Raw genomic sequence first — 2,748 nt, 5'->3', positions numbered from 1 at the left:
TTGAGGAAAGCAGCCAAACCATTTACCACGACGGTAAACAAGCTCTGTGCCATATTCGCACTGCTCAGGAATAGTTTGACCAATTGTAGTAAAACCTAAACCTTTTGTTGTGCGCGGATACCAAGTACCATTTTTGAAATTGCCCACCTTAAATTGGATAGCTTGGCTTGTGGCTTTACAGCTTTTAAATTTCGCGCTACCACCTTGAGTGCGAGCCTGTTTAAAGGCATCAAATGCCTCAAAACAAGCTTCTTGACGTTGATGGCCTGGTAAGGTTTTGACCCATGGCGGTACATCTATTTTTTGAGCTATTTTATCTAACTCTTCAGCAGATATCTTGACTTCTTTTTCTTGGCTAGTTTTCTTATCAATAATTAGTCTGACTTGAGTATCATAATTATTGTGAAGATAACTAATACATTGATTGAAGTAATAACGATAAGCGGCAAGCCAACGCTTCCAGACTCGATGTAATTCTTTACTAGGAAATAGCCTGATTTTCAATATACTGTTCGGAGGCTGCTTTGTCGATTTCTTGTGACGCGACTTCTTTTTGTAAGTCTTCTTTGATGATTGACTTGTATTTTCTAAGCCCGTATAACCTGCTAGAGAAACAGTGGATGATCGACAGCATATCTTGTACGAGTTCCTGCTCTGGACTGAGCTGGCGGTCATTGAGAACCACGAGTTCGCACTCAAATTTTGTGCATAACCACCTAACCAATTCAAATCCGAATCGGACAAGTCGGTCAGGGTGGGTAACGACAATGCGTTGGATATCGCCGTCGATGATTCGTTCCAGAATGGCGAGGAATTTTTTCCGTTTAAAATTGAGTCCGCTGCCAACTTCTGAAATAATTTCAGCCTCTGGATATCTTGTGCGTAAGTGTTCAAGTTGTCGTTGCAAATAGTCTTGCTGGGAATGAGTCGATACTCGTCCGTAGCAAATAGTTGTAATTGTCCGGGGTATTCCGCCGATTTTTTCGACTTCTTCGAGGATGAACCGCCTTTGACCTCCTGGTGTACGGATTGCTTTAAGCTTGCCTTCGTTTTCCCATCTCCTGAGACTGGAGACATGGACACCAAGGATTTTAGCTGCTTCCTTGGGAGTGACATGCTGCATCAATATCTCATTAAATCAACTACTTTTAGTCTAGCGTGATTTAGTAATATTTTCTCGTTTTAAGCAAATAATTTACAATTAGTTACACGTCTACTTTTATTTTACCGCTTTATGGACTAGGGGTTGATTTTGACAAACTGCCTCATAGCAGAAGTATAAAATACCAAAAAAATATCAAATATAAATAGGCAACAAACCATCAAAGGAGGTTTGTCAGTGGATAACACATTTACACAGAACCAACATTTAGTATCAGTGGCAGCAGGTGAAGTAAACTTAGAGGGGAATTTGGTGATTCCTGATGGAGCCACAGGTATAGTAGTATTTGCTCATGGTAGTGGTAGCAGTCGCCATAGTCCCCGTAATCGATATGTTGCTGGGGTTTTACAACAGGCTGGACTAGGAACGCTGCTAATTGACTTACTAACTCATGAAGAGGAAAAAATTGACCTGATAACCAGACATTTGCGCTTTGATATTGAATTATTGGCACGGAGATTAGTGGATACCACAGACTGGCTAACACAGTACCCACAAACCCATCACCTGCAAATAGGTTACTTTGGAGCGAGTACAGGGGGCGGTGCGGCTCTGGTAGCTGCGGCCAAACGCCCTGAGTCTGTGAAAGCTGTAGTTTCTCGTGGTGGGAGACCTGATTTAGCCGGTTCGGCGTTACCTGATGTCCAAGCACCAACATTGCTGATTGTTGGTGGATACGATACCCCAGTGATCGAGATGAATCAGGATGCACTGGAACAATTACGTATACAAAAGCAGTTAGAAATTATTCCCAGAGCCTCCCATTTGTTTGAAGAACCGGGGACATTGGCAGCAGTAGCACAGTTGGCGAGTGAGTGGTTTACCCGTTACCTGACACCGGAAAGCTCATAAGCAAAGCCCTCAGATAGTCTCTGGGGGCTTTGATGGAAAAGAATATTGTCCCACCCTTTGCTGGGTAGGACTGGCTATCTATTCCCATGCTATAGGCGGATGGGAACCTCGGCAAAAGAGGTTAATTGCGGAAACGTCTCTTACTTTGCCTGTGTTTGGCAATTTCTTTGCGCTTGCGTTTTTCCAGAGGGGTTTCAAAGTGACGATGCTTCCTCATATCTGGAAAAATACCTGCTTTAGACACTTCTCGCTTAAACCGACGTAAAGCTGACTCGATAGCTTCATTTTCACCCACTATGATTTGGGTCATTATCTCTCCTAATAAGTTGATTTAATTGATCGTTCGACAGTCGTAACGAATTCAGTTACCTAGAGTATACAAAAAACAGACCTTTGTGATTCAAAGCTGAGTAAGGTTTATGGGAGCCGCTAACCTATCGGCGGTTCTGTAAAACCTAGCCAAAGCTATACAATTGCGGCAGAAGCTGACCAAAACCAGAGTAAATCTGTTGCCTGAGCAGTTCAAAACCATATATCATCTTCGGTGTTTAGTCACTGTTTTAAGGTGGTCTTAGTATGACTACTAAGGGGTTTGTGCAACTTTTAAGCTAATCAAAGCGATTAAACTAGATTAACTACGGCATCCGTCAATTCTGACTTGTCAGAAAGCACGATAGAATCATGGGTCACGGTAAAGGCAGTTGCTTGCAAAGCACGCAATAAAATATTGCGTG

The 2,748-nt window shown here is 42.6% G+C and carries 4 protein-coding genes; 1 reads left to right on the top strand and 3 read right to left on the bottom strand.

From position 1 onward, the window contains the following. Together NWP22_RS13735 and NWP22_RS13730 are read right to left on the bottom strand one after the other, a co-directional pair. A partial coding sequence (locus NWP22_RS13735) for a nuclease/transposase family protein (protein WP_483413508.1) occupies positions 1-504 on the bottom strand: 504 nt, incomplete at its 3' end. After that, the gene (locus NWP22_RS13730) at positions 482-1,126 is read right to left on the bottom strand and encodes an IS607 family transposase (protein WP_425332617.1); all 645 of its coding nucleotides are present in this window, start codon (positions 1,124-1,126) and stop codon (positions 482-484) included. The genes NWP22_RS13735 and NWP22_RS13730, both read right to left, overlap by 23 nt. A gap of 213 nt (positions 1,127-1,339) precedes the next feature. On the opposite strand from NWP22_RS13730, the gene NWP22_RS13725 reads away from it, so the two are divergent. Beyond that, the gene (locus NWP22_RS13725) at positions 1,340-2,014 is read left to right on the top strand and encodes a dienelactone hydrolase family protein (protein WP_280792685.1); all 675 of its coding nucleotides are present in this window, start codon (positions 1,340-1,342) and stop codon (positions 2,012-2,014) included. Between the two features lie 121 nt (positions 2,015-2,135). Here the strand turns inward: NWP22_RS13725 and rpsU are convergent, their stop codons facing one another. Further along, positions 2,136-2,324: a 30S ribosomal protein S21 gene (gene rpsU, locus NWP22_RS13720; RefSeq protein ID WP_017803988.1), complete on the bottom strand. Its 189-nt coding sequence runs from the start codon at positions 2,322-2,324 to the stop codon at positions 2,136-2,138. Positions 2,325-2,748: the final 424 nt, after the last annotated feature.

Source organism: Anabaenopsis tanganyikae CS-531, assembly GCF_029891675.1.
GTDB lineage: Bacteria > Cyanobacteriota > Cyanobacteriia > Cyanobacteriales > Nostocaceae > Anabaenopsis > Anabaenopsis arnoldii.
This window is presented reverse-complemented; position numbering and strand designations above follow the sequence as displayed.